Source organism: Ancylobacter sp. 3268, from assembly GCF_031456575.1.
In the GTDB taxonomy this organism is placed as follows: Bacteria; Pseudomonadota; Alphaproteobacteria; order Rhizobiales; family Xanthobacteraceae; genus Ancylobacter.
Genome location: NZ_JAVDUX010000002.1, coordinates 135,127 through 149,319 on the forward strand (window position 1 = coordinate 135,127; position 14,193 = coordinate 149,319).

Genomic DNA, 14,193 nt, shown 5'->3' on the forward strand with positions numbered 1-14,193 from the left:
CAATGCACCGCGGGGCGTCCGATGCGCGGACGCCTCCAATGCCCCTCAAGAGGGGCTTGCCAGAAGCGATGAGGGCGTCTTGCCGGAGGAGGTCATCAGCATCCGCAACCTTCACACCCATTTCCGTACGGAAGATGGTGTCGTGAAATCCGTCCGTGGCGTCGATCTCGATATTGGTCGCGGCGAGGTTGTCGGATTGGTCGGGGAATCCGGCTCGGGAAAGAGCGTCACCGCCCACTCGGTGATGCGCCTCATCCCGCCGTCGGGACGGATCGTCGAAGGACAGATCCTCTTCGAGGGGGCGGATCTCGCCCAGGCCTCCGTGCGGCAGATGCAGAAGGTTCGCGGCGATCGCATCGCGATGATCTTCCAGGAGCCGATGACCTCGCTCAACCCCGTGCTGCGCGTCGGCGAACAGGTCGCGGACGTGCTGCGGCTCCACCGTGGGCTTTCAAGGCGGGAGGCGCTCGACGAGGCGCGCGACCTTCTCGGGCGCGTCGGCATTCCCGATCCGCAGGCACGGCTGGCGAGTTTTCCGCATGAGCTGAGCGGCGGCCAGCGGCAACGGGTGATGATCGCCACCGCGCTCGCCTGCAGGCCGCAGCTCATCATCGCCGACGAGCCGACCACGGCACTCGATGTGACCATCCAGGCCCAGATTCTCGATCTCCTGCGCGATCTCAAGCGCGATTTCGGCTGCTCCGTGCTGCTGATCACCCATGATCTCGGCGTGATCTCGGAAACCGCCGATCGGGTCGCCGTCATGTATGCCGGCCAGATCGTCGAGGTCGCCGACGTTGCCGCGCTATTCGACGCGCCGATGCACCCCTACACGATCGGCCTCATGCGCTCGGTTCCCCGCCTCGATGGCGACCTGCCGGAGGATCGGCTGCTGCCGGTGATCGGCGGCGTGGTGCCGAATCTCGCGCAATTGCCGGCAGGCTGCGCGTTTCAGACCCGCTGCCCGCATGTGCATGAGCGCTGTCGCGTGCAGGAGCCGCGGCTGCACGGCGCCGATTCCGGTCATCAGGTCAGGTGCTGGCTCCATGATGCTTGAACCCGCCGCCAGCATCGACGGCGCGCTGCCGGCACAGACGGCCATGCGCGATGAGGCGCCGCTGCTTCAGCTCGTCGACGTGCGCAAATATTTTCCCGGCCGCAAGCTGTTCTTCAAGACCGGCCTCGCCGCGGTGAAGGCGGTCGACGGCGTGTCGCTGTCGGTGCGCCGCGGCGAGACGCTCGGTCTCGTCGGCGAGTCGGGTTGCGGCAAGAGCACGCTCGGGCGCTGCATCCTGCATCTCGATCCGCCGACGACCGGGCAGGTGCTGTTCGAGGGCACCGACCTCGCGACACTGTCGCCCGAGGAGATGCGCAGCCGCCGGCGCGACATGCAGATCGTGTTTCAGGATCCCTATTCGGCGCTCAACCCGCGCAAGACGGTGGGCTCGATCCTGACGGAGGCCTACCGCATCCATGGCCTGCTCACCCCGGCGGCACGGGTCGAAAGGGTCCGTGAGCTTCTCGATATGGTCGGGCTGCGTGCCGAGCATATCCATCGCTATCCGCACGAATTCAGCGGCGGCCAGCGCCAGCGCATCTGCATCGCCCGCGCCATCGCGCTGGACCCCAAGCTGGTGATCGCCGACGAGGCCGTCTCCGCCCTCGACGTCTCGGTCCAGGCGCAGGTGCTCAATCTTATGGTGGCGCTGCAGAAGCGCCTCGGCCTGACCTATGTGTTCATCTCCCACGATCTGCGGGTGGTGCGCCACATCAGCGACCGCGTCGGCGTGATGTATCTGGGCCGGCTGGTCGAGCTGAGCGACACCGTTTCGCTCTACCGGCGGCCGCTGCATCCCTATGCCGAGGCATTGCTTTCCGCCGTGCCGCGACTTGGCCCGCGCAAGGACGGCACGCGCATCGTGCTGAAGGGCGACATACCGTCGGCGATGAACGCGCCGAGCGGCTGCGCCTTCCATCCGCGCTGTCCCCACCGCCGCGAGCGCTGCGCCGTCGATGTGCCGGAACTGCGCGAGCACGCACCGGGGCGCTTCGCCGCCTGCCATTACCCGCTTCTCGACCAGCCTGCACCCCAAGAACACAACAGAATCCAGAGCATAGGGGCGTCCGCATGAAAAGCATGATCGTGAAAAGTCTGCGATGCGGCGGCGCGACCGCCCGCATCGCGCTCGTCTCGCTGGCACTGGCTGCCATCGGCAGCACCGCATCGCCGGCCGCGCCGGCGGGCGGCAAGGAAGGCGGGGCCATGGTGGTGGCGCTGCCGGGCGATCCGCCGGTGATCAACTCGACCATCACCACCGATATCTCGTCCAGCAACATCTCGGGACAGGTCTACAGCACCATCGTCCGCCTCGACCGCGACGGCAAGGTGCTGCCCTATCTCGCCAAGTCATGGGACATCTCCCCGGATGGCCTGACCTACACCTTCCACCTGTACGAGGGTATCAAGTGGCACGATGGCACGCCGTTCACCGCGGAAGACATCGCGTGGAGCCTGTGGAACGTCAACAAGAAGTATAACGGGCCGGCCTCGGGGCTGCTGGCGCCGGTGGAATCGATCACCGCGACCGATCCCAACACTGTCGTCTTCAAGCTGAAATACCCCTCGCCGCCGCTGCTGCGCGGGTTGGCCTATTTCAACTCGTCGACCATCGTGCCCAAGCACCTGTTCGACAACGGCCAGGACCCCCGCAACAACCCCGCCAATCTGAAGCCGGTCGGCACCGGCCCCTTCGTGTTCAAGGAATACAAGAAGGGCAGCCATATCATCCTGGAGAAGAACCCGAACTTCCATCTCGAGGGCCTGCCGCATCTCGACCGACTGGTGTTCCAGATCATCCCCAATGAAGGCGCGCGGTCGATCGCGCTGGAGAAGGGCGATATCGACTTCATCCCCTATTACGCCATGCCGCTCGGCGAGACCGAGACGCTGCGCAAGAACAAGGATCTGGTCGTCACCTTCGCCAAGCGGATGATCGCCGGCGAGTACATGGCCTTCCTCAATACGCGCGAAGGCCCGCTCGCCAGGAAGGAGGTCCGGCAGGCTCTCTACTACGCGCTGAACCGGCCAGACATGCTGGAGAAGGCTGGTTTCGGCTACGGCAAGATTTCCGCCGGCCCGGTCTCCTCCGAGCAGCCGATCTTCTATACCGAGGACGTGCGAAAATACGGCTATGACCCGGCGCTCGCCAACAAGATGCTCGACGAGGCCGGCTATCCCCGCGGTGCCGATGGCAAGCGCTTCAAGCTGCGCGTCAGCTTCGACCTCAAGGAAGGCCCGATGAACGACGTGGCGCGGCTGATGCGCGTCAATTTCGCCGCCGTGGGTGTCGACCTCGAAATCATGGGCATGGACAGCGGCGCCTGGCGCGACACCGCCTTCAAGGACTGGAACTTCGACATCACCATGGGCAGCTTCTCGACCGGACCGGACCCCGCCGTCGGCGTCGAGCGCATCTATGTCTGCCGCAACATCGAACGGCTGATGGCGCGGAATGCCTCGGGATATTGCAACCCGGCCCTCGACGAGATCTTCGACAAGGCGAGCCGCGAGGGCGACGAAGCCAAGCGCGTGGCGCTCTATCAACAGGCGCAGAAGATCCTGGTCGAAGACGCGCCGCATTGGTGGCTGTGGGACCGCTACTACCCCATCGCCTTCAACGCCAGGCTCGAGGGCCTGCTTGACGACCCCACCGGCTATGGCGCCTTCGACGTCGTCTACTGGAAGAACTGAGCCGGACAGTGCAGGCGGGCGCGGGCCTCCCGCGCCTGGACATCCCCACACCCATCCGCTTCCGGAGAGCTGCCATGTCCGCCAAAGCCGTGCCGTTTCTGCTCGCCGCCGCGCTGTCCGCTTTGACCGCGCCCACCGCGTTCGCGCAGGGCAAGCCGATCCGCACCTTCGTCGTCGGCATTCCCGGCGACCTTGCCGTCATCAACTCGACCATCACCACGGACATCTCGTCGAGCATCGTCGGCGGCCAGATCTACAGCACCGTCGTGCGCCTCGACAAAGACGGTCAGGTCGTGCCCTCGCTCGCCAAGTCGTGGGAGATCTCGCCCGACGGGCTGACCTACACGTTCAAATTCTATGACGACATCAAATGGCATGACGGCGTGCCCTTCACCGCCGAGGACGTCGCCTGGAGCCTGTGGAACGTCAACAAGAAGTATAACGGCCCGGCCTCGGGACTGCTGGAGGCGGTGGATTCCATCACCGCGCCGGACAAGACCACGGCAGTCTTCAAGCTGAAATATCCCTACCCGCCGCTGTTGCGCGGATTGGCCTATTTCAACTCCTCGACCATCGTCGCCAAGCACATCTTCGACGATGGCGGCGACCCGCGGAAGAATCCGACCAATCTCAAGCCGGTCGGCACCGGCCCTTTCATCTTCAAGGAGTACAAGAAGGGCAGCTACATCGCGATGGAGCGGAATCCCGCCTATCATGTGGAGGGATTGCCGCATATTGAGCGCCTGATGTTCCAGATCATCCCCAACGAGGCTTCGCGCGGTCTCGCCATCGAGAAGGGGGATATCGATTTCATCACCTACAATGCGATGCCGCTCGGCGAGGTCGATCGGCTGCGCGAGAGCAAGAACGTCACCGTCGCGTTCCAGAAGCGCGTCATCGCCGGCCAGTATCAGGCGTTCCTGAACACCCGGAAGGGGCCGCTCGCCAAGAAGGAGGTCCGGCAGGCGCTCTACCACGCCATGGACCGCGCCGCGATGCTGGAAAAGGCGGGCTTCGGCTTCGGCAAGGTCTCCAAGGGCGGCCCGATTTCCTCCGAACAGCCGATCTTCTACACGGAGAACGTGCCGCAATATGACTACGATCCGGCGCTCGCCGACAAGATGCTGGACGAGGCTGGATTCCCGAAGGATGCCAGCGGCAAGCGCTTCTCGCTGCGCGTCAGCTACTCGCTGGCGGAAGGGCCGCTGAACGACGTGGCTCGGCTGATGCGCAGCAATTTCGCCGCCGTCGGGGTCGACCTCGTCGACCAGGGCATGGATGCCGGGGCGTGGCGCGACAGCGCCTTCGTGAAATGGGATTTCGACATCACCATGGGCTCCTTCGCCAGCGGTCCGGATCCGGCGATCGGCGCCCAGACCTTCTTCCTGTGCTCGCGGATCGAGCCGCTGTTCGGCCGCAACGCCTCGGGCTACTGCAATCCGAAGGTCGATGAGCTGCTCAATACCGCGGCGCGGGAAATCGACGAGCAGAAGCGCGTGCAGCTCTATCACCAGGCCGCGGCGCTGATCACCGAGGACGTGCCGCATTGGTGGCTCTGGGACCGCTACTACCCCATCGCCTTCAATGCCAATGTCGTCGGCATCACCGACGACGTCACCGGCTACGGCACGCTCGACCAGATCTCCGGCAAATGAGCCGGCTATCCTCGGTGTCCAACGGGAGCGGACGATGAGTCTGTTGGTCTTCGTCATCCGGCGGCTGCTCTATATCGTGCCGCTCCTCGTCTGCGCGGTGACGGTGATCTTCTTCCTCGTCCACGCGGCGCCGGGCGACCCGGTCGACTACATCATCGGCGAAGCCGGCGCCGACAGCGAGGTCGTCGCCCGCCTGCGCGCCGAGATGGGGCTGGACCAGCCGGTGCTGGTCCAGCTCTGGCGCTATGTCCTCCAGGTGCTGAGCGGCAATCTCGGCTATTCGCTGGTGTCGAGCGCCCCGGTGCTCGACCTGATCCTGGAGCGTTTTCCCGCGACGCTGCTGCTGATGGCGAGCCAGTACACGCTCTCCGCCATCATCGGCGTGCTGCTCGGGGTGTTGGCGGCGCGGCGGCCCAGTTCGCCGCTCGACACCGCGCTGACCTTCCTGTCGCTGACCAGCTTCTCGCTGCCGATCTTCTGGCTCGGACAGATGATGATCCTCGCCTTCGGCTATCATCTGAACTGGTTTCCGATCCAGGGCATGAGCAATCTGCGCGAGGGCTATACCGGCTGGCGCTACGCGCTCGACGTCGCCCACCACATGGTGCTGCCGGTGGTGACGCTGACCATCTTCAATCTCGGCCTCATCATGCGCCTCACCCGCGCCAGCATGCTGCAGGTGGTGGGGCAGGACTATGTGAAGGTCGCCTATGCCAAGGGCCACTCCGAGCGGACGGTGCTGCTGCGCCATGCGCTGCGCAACGCGCTGCTGCCGGTGGTCACGGTGGTCGGGCTGGAAATCCCCGGCCTGATCGCCGGCGCCGTGCTCGCCGAGACGGTGTTCGCCTGGCCGGGACTTGGCCGCCTGACCTTCGATGCCATCAATTCGCGCGACTACCCGCTGCTGATGGGCATGTTCATCTTCATCTCCTTCTTCGTGATCGTGGCCAACCTGCTCGTGGACATCATCTATGGGCTGCTCGATCCGCGGATCCGCTACCAGTGAGGCCGCCATGTCGATGAGCGTTCCCGTCTCGACGAGCCTGCCGGCAGGACCCGGCCGGCGCGCCTGGCGCCGGCTGCGCCGGCAGAAGGCGGCGGTGTTCGGCATGGCGGTCACCGCCATCTTCCTGCTCACCGCCCTGCTCGCTCCCTCGCTGGCGCCCTATGGATTGCTGGATATCGGCCGTTCCTTCGTGCCGCCTTCGGCCGCCCACTGGCTGGGCACCGACAGTCTCGGCAGCGACGTGCTGAGCAACATCATCTATGGCGCGCGCACATCGCTGATCGTCGGGGTGTTCGCGATGGCGACCTCGTCGGTGATCGGCATCACGCTCGGCAGCATCGCCGGCTATTTCGGCGGCTGGGTCGACGACGCCCTGATGCGGGTGACCGAACTGTTCCAGATCCTGCCGCAGTTCTTCCTGGCCATCGTGATCGTGGCCCTGTTCGGGTCGAGCATCTGGAACATCGTCCTGGTGATCGGCATCCTCGCCTGGCCGGTGACCGCCCGCCTGATCCGCGCCGAGTTCCTCACGCTGAAGCGGCGGGACTTCGTCGAGGCGGCGCGCAGCCTCGGCATGTCCAATCGCGACATCATCGTCCGCGAGATCCTGCCGAATGCCCTGCCGCCGATCATCGTCAACGGCACGCTGCAAATCTCCGGCGCCATTCTGCTCGAGACCAGCCTCGCCTTTCTCGGCCTTGGCGATCCGAATGTGATGAGCTGGGGAACCATGCTCCACAACGCGCAGGAATTCTTCAACCGCGCCTGGTGGATGGCGGCGTTTCCCGGCCTCGCCCTGTTTCTCGCCACGCTGAGCCTGAACCTGATCGGCGACGCGCTGAACGATGCCTTGAACCCGAAGCGATGAGAACCGGGCTTTTGAGAACCGGACTCTCCCGCGCGAGGCCCTTCCTGATCGCGCGGACCAGCCCATGCGGAAGGAAGTTCATCTTTCGGCATGGTTGAGCCGCTCGGCTCTACGCCTCCGCCGGCGGTCTCCTCTTCCCGGCGCTTGACCCCTGCTGCTGCCTGGCGCAGGGCTGCGCGCGAATTGCGCCCGGCCGGCTTCGCACCGGCGGCGAACATGGTTTAATGCGGCCAATCTCGCTCACCGATTGTGCCGCCCCCATGCATGATTCCGCCGTTCTCGCCTGGCTGCTGTTTGTCGCCCAGGCGTGTGTCCAGCTCGTCTTCATCGCCCGCGCCCTGCTGCGCCCGCACCGCGAGCCGTCCTCGCGCTTCGCCTGGGTGCTGGTGATCGCGCTGGCGCCGGTGCTCGGCGTGCTGGCCTATATATTGTTCGGCGAGGTCAATCTGGGCCGCACGCGCATCGGGCGGCTGCGGGCGGCGTTCGCCGCCCTGCCGGCGGCGCGCGAGGTGGCCGGCGCCTCGGCGGAGGCGACGATACCCGAGCGCTTCGGACCGCTGTTCCGGGTCGGCTATTCGGTGAGCCACTATGTGCCGGTCGGCGGCAACCGGGCGGCGCTGCTGCCGGATTCCGCCGCCGCCATCGCGTCGATGGTCGCCGATATCGATGCCGCGCGGCAGAGCGTCCACGTGCTGTTCTACATCTGGCTTTCCGACGAGAGCGGGCTGAAGGTCGTCGAGGCGCTGAAGCGCGCCGCCGCGCGCGGCGTCACCTGCCGGGCAATGGTGGACGATCTCGGCTCGCGGGCGCTGATCCGCTCCGCGCACTGGCGCGACATGGCGGCGAGCGGGGTGCGGGTGGCGGTGGCGCTGCCGGTCGGCAACCCGCTGCTGCGCCCGTTCAAGGGCCGGATCGACATGCGTAACCACCGCAAGATCGTGGTGATCGACAACGCCATCACCTATTGCGGCAGCCAGAACTGCGCCGACGCCGCCTTCGCGGTGAAGGCGGCATTCGCCCCCTGGGTGGATGTGATGGCGCGGTTCGAGGGGCCGGTGGTGCGGCAGAACCAGCATCTTTTTGCCAGCAACTGGATGGCCCAGACCGACGAGGATCTGAGCCCGCTCTTCGCGGAAGCGCTGCCGCCGCCCGAGCCGGGCTTCGTCGCGCAGGTGATCGGCTCCGGCGCGGGCGTGCGCTATTCGGCGATGCCGGAGACCTTCGTCGCGCTGATGAACGCGGCGCGGCGGGAACTGGTGATCACCACGCCCTATTACGTGCCGGACGAGCCGATCCAGGCGGCGCTGTGCGCCAGCGCCCGGCGCGGGGTGGCCACCACCATCGTGTTCCCCAGGCGCAACGATTCCTGGATCGTGGCGGCGGCGAGCCGCAGCTATTACAGCGAGTTGCTGGAGGCCGGCGTCGAAATCCGCGAATATGTCGGCGGCCTCCTGCACGCCAAGACGCTCACCCTCGACGACGAAATGGCGTTGATCGGCTCCGCCAATATCGATCGCCGCAGCTTCGAGCTGAATGCGGAAAACAACATCCTGCTGCAGGATCGGGACTTCACCCGCGCGGTAAGGGCGCGCCAGCAGGCGTTCCTCGACGCCGCGACACCGGTGACGACGGCGCATGTGCAGGCCTATAGCCGGTGGCGGCAGCTCTGGAACAACACCATCGCCATGCTCGGGCCGGTGTTGTGAGGCTCCGCCGGCGGCAATCGCGCGGCACGCTCCGGCAGGGCGACCGCCCCGGTGATTGACCACGATGCGCCCGGCGCCGCACAGTGCCCGTTCCGGCAAGGTTGCTCCCGGCCAAGGGAACCCTTCGCACCGGGCCGCATTCATCATCCCAGACACTGCGCCCTGAGCCGGGATCAGGGCCCTTCCGATGCCAGGCCATGCCAAGACCGCCTCCGCTCCCGGCGCTGCGCTCGACCAATCGGGGTGCCGATATGCACAAGCTCGTCCCTTCAAGCCTTTCGCGACGCGACCTGCTGGCCGCGAGCACCGCTTCGCTCGCCGGAGCGGTGCTCGACCCCGCCCAGGCCGAGGATGCGTCAGATGCCACCGCCGCCGATGCCGGCGCCGCCCTGCGGCAGCCGATCCGTGCACGGGTGGGCTTCACCGTCAACGACCGGCCGCACCAACTCGAGCTCGATACCCGCACCACTCTCCTCGATGCGCTGCGCGAGCATCTGCATCTGACCGGCACCAAGAAGGGCTGCGATCACGGCCAGTGCGGCGCCTGCACGGTGCTGGTGGGCGGTGTGCGCATCAATTCCTGCCTCACCCTCGCGGTGATGCACCAGGGCGATGCCATCACCACCATCGAGGGCCTCGGCACGCCGGAGAACATGCACCGGATGCAGGCCGCCTTCGTGAAGCATGATGGCTATCAGTGCGGCTATTGCACGCCGGGCCAGATCTGCTCGGCGGTGGCGGTGCTGGAGGAGATCGAGGCCGGCATTCCCAGTCACGTCACGCCCGACCTTACCGGCACGCCGGAACTGGTCGCCGAAGAGATTCGCGAGCGCATGAGCGGCAATATCTGCCGCTGCGGCGCCTATTCGAACATCGTCGATGCCATCACCGAGGTGGCCGGGAGCCGCGCATGATCCCCTTCACCTATGAACGCGCCGGCTCGCCGGCGGAAGCCGCCTCCGCCGCGGCGCGCACGCCCGGCGCCCGCTTTATCGCCGGCGGCACCAACCTGCTCGATCTGATGAAACTGCAGATCGAGACGCCGACGCATCTGATCGACGTCAACGGCCTTGCGCTCGATGCCATAGAGCCGACGGAAGACGGCGGGCTGCGCATCGGCGCCCTCGTCAGCAACACCGATCTCGCGGCGGATCGGCGCGTGCGCCGGGACTATGCCCTGCTGTCGCGCGCCTTGCTCGCCGGAGCTTCCGGCCAGCTGCGCAACAAGGCGACGACTGCCGGCAATCTCCTGCAGCGCACGCGCTGCCCGTATTTCTACGACACCGTCCAACCCTGCAACAAGCGCAGGCCCGGCAGCGGCTGCGCCGCCATTGGCGGGGTCTCGCGGCAGCTGGCGATCATCGGCACCAGCGACGCCTGCATCGCCACGCATCCCAGCGACATGGCGGTCGCCCTGCGCGCGCTGGATGCCTCGGTGGAGACGGTGCGGGCCGATGGCACGTCGCGCCGCATACCGATGGCCGACTTCCACCGGCTGCCGGGCGACACCCCGCACATCGAAACCGCGCTGGAGCCGGGCGAGCTGATCACGGCGGTGCGGCTGCCGAAGCCGGTCGGCGGCCGGCACATCTACCGCAAGGTGCGCGATCGCGCGTCCTATGCCTTCGCGCTGGTGTCGGTCGGCGCCATCCTGCACGAGGACGGCAGCGGACGGGTGGCGCTGGGCGGCGTCGCGCACAAGCCCTGGCGGGTCGAGGCGGCGGAAGCCGAGCTGCCGCGCGGGGCCAGGGCGGCGGCCGAACAGATGCTGGCCGGCGCGCGGCCGAGCCGGGACAACGCCTTCAAGATCACGCTGGTCGAGCGCACGCTCGCCGCGGTGCTCGCCGAAGCGAGGGGTTGAGCCATGAAATTCGACCAGCCCGCGACCCGCAATCCGATCGACCGCCTCAAGGTGGTCGGCCAGCCGCTCGATCGCATCGACGGCCCGCTGAAGACCACCGGCACCGCACCCTATGCCTATGAGCACCACGACGTCGCGGCCGATGTCGCCTATGGCTGGCCCGTCGGTGCCGGCATCGCCATCGGACGCATCACCCGGATGGACCTCGCCGATGCCGAGCGCGCGCCCGGCGTCATCGCCATCGTCACCGCCGACAATGCCGGCCCGCTGGGCAAGGGCGATCACAACACCGCCCGGCTGCTCGGCGGGCCGGACGTCCAGCACTATCACCAGGCGGTGGCATTGGTGATCGCGGAGAGCTTCGAGCAGGCCCGCGCCGCCGCCGCGCTGGTGAAGATCGATTATGCCGCGCAGCCGGGCGTCTTCGACCTGACGGCGGCCAAGGGCTCGGCCATCGCTCCCGAACCCAACGAACTCACCGGGCCGATCGACACCCGCACCGGCGACTTCACCGCCGCCTTCGCCGAAGCGCCGGTGACGCTGGACGCCACCTACACCACGCCCGACCATTCGCATGCGATGATGGAACCTCACGCCACCCTCGCCGCCTGGGAGGGCGACAGGCTGACCGTGTGGACCTCGAACCAGATGATCGCCTGGGCGACGGCCGATCTCGCCAAGACGCTCGGCATCGCGGCGGACAAGGTGCGGGTGGTCTCGCCCTTCATCGGCGGCGGCTTCGGCGGCAAGCTGTTCCTGCGCGCCGATGTGCTGCTGGCGGCGCTCGGCGCCCGCGCGGCGCGGCGGCCGGTCAAGGTGGCGCTGCAACGTCCGCTGATCGCCAACAACACCACCCATCGGCCCGCCACCATCCAGCGCATCCGCATCGGTGCCCGGCGCGACGGCACCATCACCGCGATCGGCCATGAGAGCTGGTCGGGCGATCAGCCGGGCGGCGGCCTCGAGACGGCGGTCAGCCAGACCCGCCTGCTCTATGCCGGCGCCAACCGGATGACCGCCATGCGGCTGGCGGAACTGCACCTGCCGGAGGGCAACGCCATGCGCGCGCCAGGCGAGGCTCCGGGCATGATGGCGCTGGAGATCGCCATGGACGAGGTGGCGGAAAAGCTGGACATCGATCCGGTAGAGTTCCGCATCATCAACGACACCTCCGTCGATCCCGAGAACCCCGAGCGGCCGTTCTCGGCGCGCGCGCTCGCCGATTGCCTGCGCCTCGGCGCCGAGCGCTTCGGCTGGTCTCGGCGCAACCGACGCCCCGGCCGCACCCGCGACGGTCGTTGGTTGGTCGGCATGGGCATGGCGGCCGCCTTCCGCAACAATCTGCTGGTCACCTCCGGTGCAAGGGTACGCCTCACCGGCAGCGGACGGGTGACCGTCGAGACCGACATGACCGATATCGGCACCGGCAGCTACACCATCATCGCCCAGACCGCCGCCGAGATGATGGGCGTGCCGCTCGACCGGGTCACCGTCCGTCTCGGCGATTCCGACTTCCCGGTCTCGGCGGGCTCGGGCGGCCAGTTCGGTGCCAATAATTCGACCGCCGGCGTCTATGCCGCCTGCGTGAAGCTGCGCGAGGAGGTCGCGCGCCGGCTTGGTTTCAATTCCGAGGCCGCCGAATTCGAGAATGGCGAGGTACGCTCCGGCAATCGGGCGATGCCGATCGGTGCCGCCGCCGCCGACGGCGACATCGTCGCCGAGGACAGGATCGAATATGGCGATCTCGACGAGCGCTATCAGCAATCGACCTTCGGCGGCCATTTCGTCGAAGTCGGCGTCGACAGCGCCACCGGCGAGGTCCGGATCCGCCGCATGCTGGCGGTGTGTGCGGCGGGTCGCATCCTGAACCCCAAATCCGCCCGCAGCCAAGTGATCGGCGCCATGACCATGGGCGCCGGCGCCGCGCTGATGGAAGAACTGGCGGTGGACACCCGGCGCGGCTTCTTCGTCAACCACGACCTTGCCGGCTACGAGGTGCCGGTGCATGCCGACATCCCGCATCAGGACGTGATCTTCCTCGACGAGACCGATCCGATATCCTCGCCGATGAAGGCGAAGGGCGTGGGCGAGCTCGGCATTTGCGGCGTCGCCGCCGCCGTCGCCAATGCGGTCTACAACGCCACCGGCGTCCGCGTTCGCGACTATCCGATCACCCTCGACAAATATCTCGACCGGCTGCCGGACGTCGCCTGAGGCACGGGCGAGGTGGGCTCGGCGGGCGGCTTGCCGCCATCGTGCCGCCCGGCGTCCCGAAGGAAGACCGTACCGCTGCGCCGCTCTTATGTCGGTTAAGGCGGCGCGCGGGATTGCCCGCCTCGCCGCGGCCTCCCTCAGGCCGGCGGCGTGCCCGTCGCGGCAAGGGTATCGTGCTGCCGGCGCAGCGTATCGGTCGAGTGGCGGACCACGTCGGATATCTGCAGGAGCTGCTTGGCCAGCGGGCTGGACCTGCGCCAGACCATGCCGATGGTCCGCGACGGCTGGGGATCCCGGAAGCGCACGACCGAGACCGAGGCCGAGCGCGTCTCCACCGGCACCGCCATTTCCGGTATCAGCGTGATGCCGATGCCGGCATCGACCATCTGCACCAGGGTGGAGAGCGAACTCGCGTCGAGGAAATCGCGCGGCGTGGTGGCGCGGATGTCCATATTGCAGAAGGACAGCGCTTGGTCGCGAAAGCAGTGCCCTTCCTCCAGCAGCAGCAGCCGCATTTCGCGCAGCGCCTCGGGATCGGGCACCGGCTTCCCCTCGTCCTCGCCCGCGCGCACCAGCACGAAATTCTCGGTGAACAGGGAGATTTCGGTCAGGGCGGGTTCGGAGACCGGCAGGGCGACGATGGCGGTATCGAGCCGTCCCTCCTCAAGCTCGCGGATGAGCCGCGGCGTCTGCGTTTCCCGCACATGGATGTCGATGCCCTTGTGCAGGCGGCTCAGATTGCCGAGCAGGGTCGGCAGCAGGTAAGGCGCGACCGTCGGGATCACGCCGATGCGCAGCCGCCCCACCAGCGTGCCCTGCGAGGCGCGCGCCATGTCCCCGAGTTCGTCGATCGACCGGAGAATGGCGTGGATGCGCGGGGCGAATTCCTCGCCGAAGCCGGTCAGGCGGATCTGGCGCGCGCCGCGCTCGAACAGCTCGATGCCGACCTCCTCCTCCAGTTCCTTGATCTGCATCGACAAGGCCGGCTGAGAAATGCCGCAGGCTTCCGCCGCGCGCCGGAAGTGGCCATGCCGCGCCAGCGCCTCGAAATAGCGGAGCTGCTTCAATGTCAGATTTTTCATAACCAGAACTTATCAGCACAATCAGTAAATCGGAATTAATCTAATGAAGG

At 67.0% G+C, this 14,193-nt stretch carries 11 protein-coding genes; 10 read left to right on the forward strand and 1 reads right to left on the reverse strand.

Annotated features, from left to right (window positions below; translation table 11 throughout):
* Positions 1 to 142 precede the first annotated feature (142 nt).
* The 10 genes from J2X65_RS02915 to paoC all read left to right on the forward strand — a co-directional run bounded on the left by J2X65_RS02915 (position 143) and on the right by paoC (position 13,061).
* Entirely contained in the window at positions 143 to 1,057 is a 915-nt protein-coding gene (locus J2X65_RS02915) for an ABC transporter ATP-binding protein (protein WP_310197744.1), read from the forward strand.
* Positions 1,058 to 1,100: 43 nt separating this feature from the next.
* Complete coding sequence (locus J2X65_RS02920; protein ID WP_404977662.1) at positions 1,101 to 2,132, forward strand: ABC transporter ATP-binding protein; 1,032 nt, start codon at positions 1,101 to 1,103, stop codon at positions 2,130 to 2,132.
* The gene (locus J2X65_RS02925) at positions 2,129 to 3,751 is read left to right on the forward strand and encodes an ABC transporter substrate-binding protein (RefSeq protein WP_310197750.1); all 1,623 of its coding nucleotides are present in this window, start codon (positions 2,129 to 2,131) and stop codon (positions 3,749 to 3,751) included. Before J2X65_RS02920 ends, J2X65_RS02925 begins: the two co-directional genes overlap by 4 nt.
* Positions 3,752 to 3,825: 74 nt before the next feature.
* Positions 3,826 to 5,406 carry an ABC transporter substrate-binding protein gene (locus tag J2X65_RS02930; protein ID WP_310197753.1) on the forward strand — a complete coding sequence of 527 codons (1,581 nt, stop codon included), beginning with the start codon at positions 3,826 to 3,828 and terminating at the stop codon, positions 5,404 to 5,406.
* Between the two features lie 34 nt (positions 5,407 to 5,440).
* Positions 5,441 to 6,412: an ABC transporter permease gene (locus J2X65_RS02935; RefSeq protein ID WP_310197754.1), complete on the forward strand. Its 972-nt coding sequence runs from the start codon at positions 5,441 to 5,443 to the stop codon at positions 6,410 to 6,412.
* A gap of 7 nt (positions 6,413 to 6,419) precedes the next feature.
* Positions 6,420 to 7,280: an ABC transporter permease gene (locus tag J2X65_RS02940; protein WP_310197757.1), complete on the forward strand. Its 861-nt coding sequence runs from the start codon at positions 6,420 to 6,422 to the stop codon at positions 7,278 to 7,280.
* A 260-nt stretch (positions 7,281 to 7,540) separates the two neighbouring features.
* Entirely contained in the window at positions 7,541 to 8,986 is a 1,446-nt protein-coding gene (gene cls / locus J2X65_RS02945; protein WP_310197760.1) for a cardiolipin synthase, read from the forward strand.
* Between the two features lie 251 nt (positions 8,987 to 9,237).
* Complete coding sequence (gene paoA / locus J2X65_RS02950) at positions 9,238 to 9,900, forward strand: aldehyde dehydrogenase iron-sulfur subunit PaoA (protein WP_310197762.1); 663 nt, start codon at positions 9,238 to 9,240, stop codon at positions 9,898 to 9,900.
* The gene (locus J2X65_RS02955) at positions 9,897 to 10,847 is read left to right on the forward strand and encodes a xanthine dehydrogenase family protein subunit M (protein WP_310197765.1); all 951 of its coding nucleotides are present in this window, start codon (positions 9,897 to 9,899) and stop codon (positions 10,845 to 10,847) included. Before paoA ends, J2X65_RS02955 begins: the two co-directional genes overlap by 4 nt.
* A 3-nt stretch (positions 10,848 to 10,850) precedes the next feature.
* On the forward strand, positions 10,851 to 13,061 hold the full coding sequence (paoC, locus tag J2X65_RS02960) for an aldehyde oxidoreductase molybdenum-binding subunit PaoC (RefSeq protein ID WP_310197768.1): 2,211 nt from the start codon (positions 10,851 to 10,853) through the stop codon (positions 13,059 to 13,061).
* Positions 13,062 to 13,198: 137 nt separating this feature from the next.
* Here the strand turns inward: paoC and J2X65_RS02965 are convergent, their stop codons facing one another.
* Positions 13,199 to 14,143 carry a LysR substrate-binding domain-containing protein gene (locus tag J2X65_RS02965; RefSeq protein WP_310197770.1) on the reverse strand — a complete coding sequence of 315 codons (945 nt, stop codon included), beginning with the start codon at positions 14,141 to 14,143 and terminating at the stop codon, positions 13,199 to 13,201.
* Positions 14,144 to 14,193 lie beyond the last annotated feature (50 nt).

What these genes read in the sequence shown, in the direction of transcription:
- J2X65_RS02920 (WP_404977662.1), top strand. Translation starts at nt 1,101, where the DNA reads ATGCGCGATGAGGCGCCGCTGCTTCAGCTCGTCGACGTGCGCAAATAT.
- J2X65_RS02925 (WP_310197750.1), top strand. Translation starts at nt 2,129, where the DNA reads ATGAAAAGCATGATCGTGAAAAGTCTGCGATGCGGCGGCGCGACCGCC.
- J2X65_RS02930 (WP_310197753.1), top strand. Translation starts at nt 3,826, where the DNA reads ATGTCCGCCAAAGCCGTGCCGTTTCTGCTCGCCGCCGCGCTGTCCGCT.
- J2X65_RS02935 (WP_310197754.1), top strand. Translation starts at nt 5,441, where the DNA reads ATGAGTCTGTTGGTCTTCGTCATCCGGCGGCTGCTCTATATCGTGCCG.
- J2X65_RS02940 (WP_310197757.1), top strand. Translation starts at nt 6,420, where the DNA reads ATGTCGATGAGCGTTCCCGTCTCGACGAGCCTGCCGGCAGGACCCGGC.
- cls (WP_310197760.1), top strand. Translation starts at nt 7,541, where the DNA reads ATGCATGATTCCGCCGTTCTCGCCTGGCTGCTGTTTGTCGCCCAGGCG.
- paoA (WP_310197762.1), top strand. Translation starts at nt 9,238, where the DNA reads ATGCACAAGCTCGTCCCTTCAAGCCTTTCGCGACGCGACCTGCTGGCC.
- J2X65_RS02955 (WP_310197765.1), top strand. Translation starts at nt 9,897, where the DNA reads ATGATCCCCTTCACCTATGAACGCGCCGGCTCGCCGGCGGAAGCCGCC.
- paoC (WP_310197768.1), top strand. Translation starts at nt 10,851, where the DNA reads ATGAAATTCGACCAGCCCGCGACCCGCAATCCGATCGACCGCCTCAAG.
- J2X65_RS02965 (WP_310197770.1), bottom strand. Translation starts at nt 14,143, where the DNA reads ATGAAAAATCTGACATTGAAGCAGCTCCGCTATTTCGAGGCGCTGGCG.